Origin of the sequence: Pseudarthrobacter sp. B4EP4b, assembly GCF_006680095.1 — a bacterium.
Classification (GTDB): Bacteria; Actinomycetota; Actinomycetes; order Actinomycetales; family Micrococcaceae; genus Arthrobacter.
In genome coordinates, this window is the sequence record NZ_VHIJ01000078.1 from 1 (window position 1) to 5,525 (window position 5,525).

8 protein-coding genes are annotated in these 5,525 nt (G+C 63.0%); 1 reads left to right on the plus strand and 7 read right to left on the minus strand.

What is annotated here, in order from left to right:
• Positions 1–278 precede the first annotated feature (278 nt).
• The 5 genes from rpsN to FNL14_RS22330 all read right to left on the minus strand — a co-directional run bounded on the left by rpsN (position 279) and on the right by FNL14_RS22330 (position 2,558).
• Positions 279–584: a 30S ribosomal protein S14 gene (rpsN, locus tag FNL14_RS22310; RefSeq protein WP_009358853.1), complete on the minus strand. Its 306-nt coding sequence runs from the start codon at positions 582–584 to the stop codon at positions 279–281.
• A 2-nt stretch (positions 585–586) separates the two neighbouring features.
• A complete protein-coding gene (gene rpmG, locus FNL14_RS22315; protein ID WP_013602737.1) occupies positions 587–754 on the minus strand; it encodes a 50S ribosomal protein L33 in 168 nt (55 codons plus the stop codon).
• A complete protein-coding gene (gene rpmB, locus FNL14_RS22320) occupies positions 754–990 on the minus strand; it encodes a 50S ribosomal protein L28 (RefSeq protein WP_003798559.1) in 237 nt (78 codons plus the stop codon). The genes rpmG and rpmB overlap by 1 nt, the downstream gene beginning before the upstream one ends.
• 254 nt (positions 991–1,244) lie before the next feature.
• Positions 1,245–2,006, minus strand: coding sequence for an SGNH/GDSL hydrolase family protein (locus FNL14_RS22325; RefSeq protein ID WP_142064814.1), 762 nt, complete (start codon positions 2,004–2,006; stop codon positions 1,245–1,247).
• Between the two features lie 63 nt (positions 2,007–2,069).
• Positions 2,070–2,558, minus strand: coding sequence for a MarR family winged helix-turn-helix transcriptional regulator (locus tag FNL14_RS22330; RefSeq protein ID WP_091424190.1), 489 nt, complete (start codon positions 2,556–2,558; stop codon positions 2,070–2,072).
• A 63-nt stretch (positions 2,559–2,621) separates the two neighbouring features.
• On the opposite strand from FNL14_RS22330, the gene FNL14_RS22335 reads away from it, so the two are divergent.
• Positions 2,622–2,909 carry a YciI family protein gene (locus tag FNL14_RS22335; protein ID WP_091424187.1) on the plus strand — a complete coding sequence of 96 codons (288 nt, stop codon included), beginning with the start codon at positions 2,622–2,624 and terminating at the stop codon, positions 2,907–2,909.
• Here the strand turns inward: FNL14_RS22335 and FNL14_RS22340 are convergent.
• Positions 2,906–3,751 (minus strand): SGNH/GDSL hydrolase family protein, encoded by an 846-nt coding sequence (locus FNL14_RS22340; RefSeq protein WP_142064817.1) that lies wholly within the window; start codon positions 3,749–3,751, stop codon positions 2,906–2,908. The genes FNL14_RS22335 and FNL14_RS22340 overlap by 4 nt on opposite strands.
• A 131-nt stretch (positions 3,752–3,882) precedes the next feature.
• The coding region (locus tag FNL14_RS22345) for a family 16 glycosylhydrolase (protein WP_142064820.1) at positions 3,883–5,525 on the minus strand (1,643 nt) is incomplete at its 5' end.

Here is a 5,525-nt window from a genome sequence, read left to right on the forward strand (position 1 = left end):
CCCCCACACCCCACCCCGCAAATCCCCTCCGGAAGGGGTCCCAGGGCCCGGGATTCCGCGCCAAAAGGCGGATGTCGGCACTCCAGCAGCCATCCGCCGTCGTACTTCTTTTCTGTGTGCTGCACCACTGCCTTGATTTCGACAGGCTGTCACCGGGGACAGGCTCAATCACCGGGCGTCGCAGGAAGCCGCAACACCCAGGCGGCTTAAACAGCAAAAGGGCCGGCAACCGTGAGGTTGCCGGCCCTTCTCAAGCAGCTGGTATCAGCGGGGCTGGATTACCAGGAAGACTTGGTGATGCCCGGGAGTTCGCCCTTGTGGGCCATGTCGCGGAAGCGGACACGGGAGATACCGAACTTCTGGAAGGTACCGCGGGGGCGGCCGTCGATGATGTCGCGGTTACGCAGACGGATCGGGGACGCGTTGCGGGGCAGCTTCTGCAGGCCCAGGCGGGCTGCTTCGCGTGCTTCGTCGGTTGCGTTTTCGTCAACCAGGGTCTTCTTCAGCTCGAGGCGCTTTGCAGCGTAACGCTCAACGATGACCTTGCGCTGCTCGTTGCGAGCAATCTTGGACTTCTTAGCCATGTTTAGCGCTCCTCTCGGAATTCGACGTGCTGGCGGATCTTGGGGTCGTACTTCTTCAGAACCATGCGGTCCGGATCGTTACGACGGTTCTTGCGGGTTACGTAGGTGTAACCCGTGCCCGCGGTCGACTTGAGCTTGATGATCGGACGTACGTCCTTGTCCTTAGCCACTAGAGCTTCACCCCACGAGCGAGAATGTCGGCGACGACAACGTCGATGCCGCGTACGTCGATGGTCTTGATGCCCTTTGCAGATACCTGCAGCGTGACATTACGGCGCAGGGACGGAACCCAGTAGCGCTTCTTCTGAATGTTCGGATCGAACCGACGCTTGTTGCGGCGGTGCGAGTGCGAAATGCTGTGCCCAAAGCCCGGCTCGGCCCCGGTCACTTGGCAGTGTGCTGCCATGACTTCTCCTCAAGAATTGAAAGTAATGATCCGCATATCTGCTGCTGGACCATGCTGCTAAGGGCGACCCAAAAGTGAAGAAGGGCAACGGTTAGTCACGCAACTTGAGCCCCTAACTACCGGCCACCCTGGAGAATTTCCCGGGCAACCGGAGCAATTGCGCACGCTCCGCGCACTTAGCGCCTACCAAGTCTACGAGTTCACGCAATTAAAGACCAATCCGGCCCCTGAGGGTGTATAAGAGGCCGCTTCCGCTAGAGCCGTGTCAGCTGCGGATACTTGGGCTGCAGGCCGTCGCCGGAGGACTTTCCGGTGACCCTGCGGACAACCCAAGGACCGGCGTACTCGCGGAACCAGCGGGCATTCGCGCGGATGGCGTCCAGGCCACTCAGCTCAGGAACAGGGGTCATGGGCGGGACGTCGATGGAGTGGTCGTGTTCCAGGACGTCCAACACACGCTTGGCCATGTTCGCGTGCCCGGCCGCTGACATGTGCATGCGGTCCTGCGCCCACATGCCCCAGTCGTAGTACTCGCTGAAGCGCCAGTAATCCACCAGCAGGGCGCCATGGTCTCCGGCGATGCCGCGGACCAGTTCGTTGTAGATGGCCGTCCGCCCGCGCATGGTGCTGAACACCTTCGAGCCGCGGGCGTCGAAGCCGGTAAACATCAGCACCGTGGCTCCGGTGGCGCGCAGTTTGGCGATGGCATCGTCGTACTCCACCAGGAGGTCGTCAATGTCGATCCGGGGCCGGAGGATATCGTTGGCACCTGCGTAAATGCTCACCAGCGTGGGCTTGAGCTCGACGGCGGCGTCCACCTGCTCAGCCAGGATCTGACGGAGCTTCCTGCCACGGATGGCGAGGTTGGCATACCCGAAGCCCGGGTCCGGGGCCCCCAGTTGCTCAGCTACGCGGTCTGCCCAGCCACGGACCCCGTTGGGTCGGGTGGGATCGTCGTCGCCCACGCCTTCGGTGAAGGAGTCACCAAGGGCCACGAAGCGGGTTGTGAAATCCATCCCGCCAGTTTGCCATCCGTTGCTGGGGGCAACCAAGTTCCCTGTGGTTCCCTGCTTGGCCGGCTACGCGCCCGGGGTCTCCCGCAAAATCCAGTGGTCCGAGTCCAGCCGGCCCACTACCTTCTCGCCGATTCGCGCCAGATCCTGGACGTCCTGCTCGGTGAGGGCGTCAAGGAACAAATCCCGCACCGTCTCAACATGTCCGGGCGCCAGTCCCACTATGGTCGCCATGCCTTCCTCAGTGAGGTGGGCTGTTGTCACGCGGGCATCGTGCGGGTGCGGCCGGCGTTCCACCCACCCCCGCTTCTGCAGCTTGGTCACCACATGCGAAAGCCGCGACAGGGAAGCGCTGCTGCGGGCCGCGAGCTCGCTCATCGGCAGGAAACGCTCCTCCGCCTCGGAGAGCATAGCCAGGACGGTGTAGTCGAAAAGGGACAGTTTCCCCGCTGCGTGGAGCTTCGTATCGAGGGCCGCCGGCAGCAGCGTGTTGATGCTTACCAGGGCCAGCCAGGCGCGGCGTTCGTCGGCATTGAGCCAGCGGGGTTCGGTCATGACCCCATTCTACGGTGGGTTGATCTTTCAAGTAGCGTCCCGGTGCGGCGGTAGGCTGGGCGCATGTATGTTGTCTCACTCACCTACCGGGTTCCGCAGGACATCGTGGACTTCCACAACGATGCGCATATCGCCTGGTTGCAGAAAGCCTTCGACGACGGCGTGTTCATCGCCGCCGGACGTAAAGTCCCGCGCACCGGCGGCTTGCTGCTCTCCCGGGCAGACCGCGAAACCCTTGACGCCAGCCTGGCACAGGACCCCTTTTACACGAACGGCGTTGCTGACTTCGAAGTAGAGGAGTTCCACGCCGGCAGGGTGGCTCCCGGTTTTGAGAACCTGCTGGACAGCTAAATCTCCTGCCCGGCCCCTGCCTTCTCCCGCAGCAGTTTCTTCAGGCCACCCTTCCGCGGTACCTTGACGGGGCCGGGCCAGCGCGGAGTGAGGGCATCACCGAGCGTCACGCCCCGCAGCTTCCGGCCGAACAGCGGGAGGACCCAGTCGTGGACCCAGCGCCGCTGGCGGAGTTCCCACTCCCGCAGGCTGAGCGGCGCCGGCGGTTCCCAGTCCTTGGGCCGGATCTTGTGCGGCACGCCCAGCTGGTCCAGCACCTGCCCGGCCAGGTATTTGTGCCCCGCCTTGGACATGTGGAGCCGATCCGAGTCCCACATCCGGCGATCGTGGAAAGCGTCAAGGCACCAGTAGTCAACGAGGACTGCGTTGTATTTTTCTGCAATGGCCCGGACGCGGTTGTTGTAGAACGTGTTGCGCTTCTTTAGCGGCTCGAGCAGTGCTGAAACCTTGACGTCGAATCCGGTGAAGAGGACCACCGTGGCGCCGGTGCCGGCGAGTTGGGCAACAAGCTGTTCGTAGTCCGCCATGAGCGTCACCATGTCGGTCTTCAGGTCCAGGATGTCGTTGCCGCCGGCATAGAGCGTGACGAGAGTGGGCCGCATCCGCAGCGCCGGCTCCAGTTGTTCGGCTACGACGTGCCGCAGCCGCTTGCTCCTGATGGCCAGGTTGGCGTACCGCCACCCAGGCTGCGCTTTCGCAAGCTTCTCGGCCACCCTGTCGGCCCAGCCACGGACGCCATTGGGCAACCGCTCATCCCGGTCCCCCACTCCTTCGGTGAAGGAGTCACCCAGGGCTACAAACACCCGCCGCCCGGATGCAGGAAGCAAGGATTCACGCGCCACCGCTCCAACCTAACTGCACAAAGGAAAGCAAGGGCGACGCCGGGATGAACAGTTGGAAAGCTGGCGCCGCCTTTTAGGCGGCGCCAGCTCGGTTCGAACCCGTCACCCCTGCCGTCGGGAATGGCTCGCCATCATGGTGTCCGGGACCCGCTGTCCGTCTGCATACCTCCGTGGACCGGTCGGAACTCCCAGGTGTAGGAGCCATCCGCTTTCAAGCTCATCCTTAGGTGGCCCCAAGTGTCGCTGAACTTCCGCTGGATGTAGGCCGGGTCGCTGGCGAAGGAGCGCAGACCGATACCGCCAGTGGAGACCTGGAACTGCTGCATGCCGTCCGGTACGCATTGGTCCGCGTTGTTGACCGGGCAGGTCCGCTCATAGTTGTGCTGGGAGCCGGACAGCAAGACTTTCACCCGGTTGTTCCAGAACATGTCGATCCAGGGCTTCGCCTGGGTAAAGCGGGTGTGGCTCGATGTGTTGGAGGTGAAATAGGGGTCATGGTAGACGACGGCCAGATGCTTCCCGGCCGCCTTAGCTGCCTTCAAATCAGTGTCCATTTCGGCGGTCATGGCCTGCGCGCGGGACGCGTTGTACCGCCACGTTGCCGTGGGCGCCACCAGAATATGCCAGTTGCCCTTATCGAATGAATACCACTCCAGCGCATCCTGGAAACGGCCCAAAGTGGTGCTGGTAGCGGACTTCGTTGTGTTGACGCATTGGCCGTCCATAAACCGGTCCACGTCATCATTCACACCCGGCTCCAGGTCGTGGTTTGGGCCCGCGGTCCAGTATGTCTTGGCCTTCAACCCGCCCCACAGCGTGTTCCACGCCGCGAGCGACGAGCAGGTCCCCTTGTCGTACTGGAAGTCGCCGATAGCGAGGAAATTGTCCAACGAACCGTCATTCAGGCCGCCGATGATGCTGGCAGCGTTCTTACCGGACGCCGAGCTCGCCGACGTATTTCCTGAAGGGTTCATGTCACCGACGGCGGCGAATTCGAAAGAATCACCCGACGGCGGAGTGGTAGGCGTCGGGGTGGGAGTCGGGGTCGGCGTCGGGCTCGGGCTTGCGGTCGGAGTCGAGCTGGCCCCGCCTGCTGCCCGGTAAACGCGTACCCAGTCCACGCGCATTTCCCCAGCACCATCAGCAGTGGCATCCGGGAACCAATCCAGCTGGAGCGTCTGATGCATGCTGCCTGGAGGCTGGTGGGTCGGATCGTTGTCCTCGAACCACTTCACGCCATCCACATAACCGACCATCCCGGCGGGAGACCAGTCCACTGCGTAGTTGTGGAACTGGGAAACGTCAAGCGTCTTGCTGGCCCTGGTCTGGGAGTTGCTGCAGGAGAAGTGCTGGAAGAACTTGATCATGTTCCAGTCGCCCGTTGTCTCAGCGAAATCCACTTCGCCGTCGCAGGGCCAGTTCCCGCTGTCCGGCCACAGGATCGAGACCATGTGGTACTCATTGTCGCCCGACCCGGCGGCGCGGACTTCCCACCGCCCGTACTTCTGCCGGGCGAACTTCGCCGACATGCCGGCGGTGGTCCCGTCAGGTGTTCCGTTCATAACCATTTTGGAGCCGTCCACTTTTACCTGCCCCGGGCTGCGGATGCCTTTTCCGGCGTGCCCGGCGCTGTTGTACACGCTCCATTTGGTTGCGTCCGGGGCCCCGGTGTAGTTGAACTCATCCCCGGCCACCGGTGCGCCCCAGTTCTGCGTGGTGGCAGCCTGGACCCCGCTTGGATCAGTCGGCGCGGGCGTTGGGGTAGGGGTGGGGG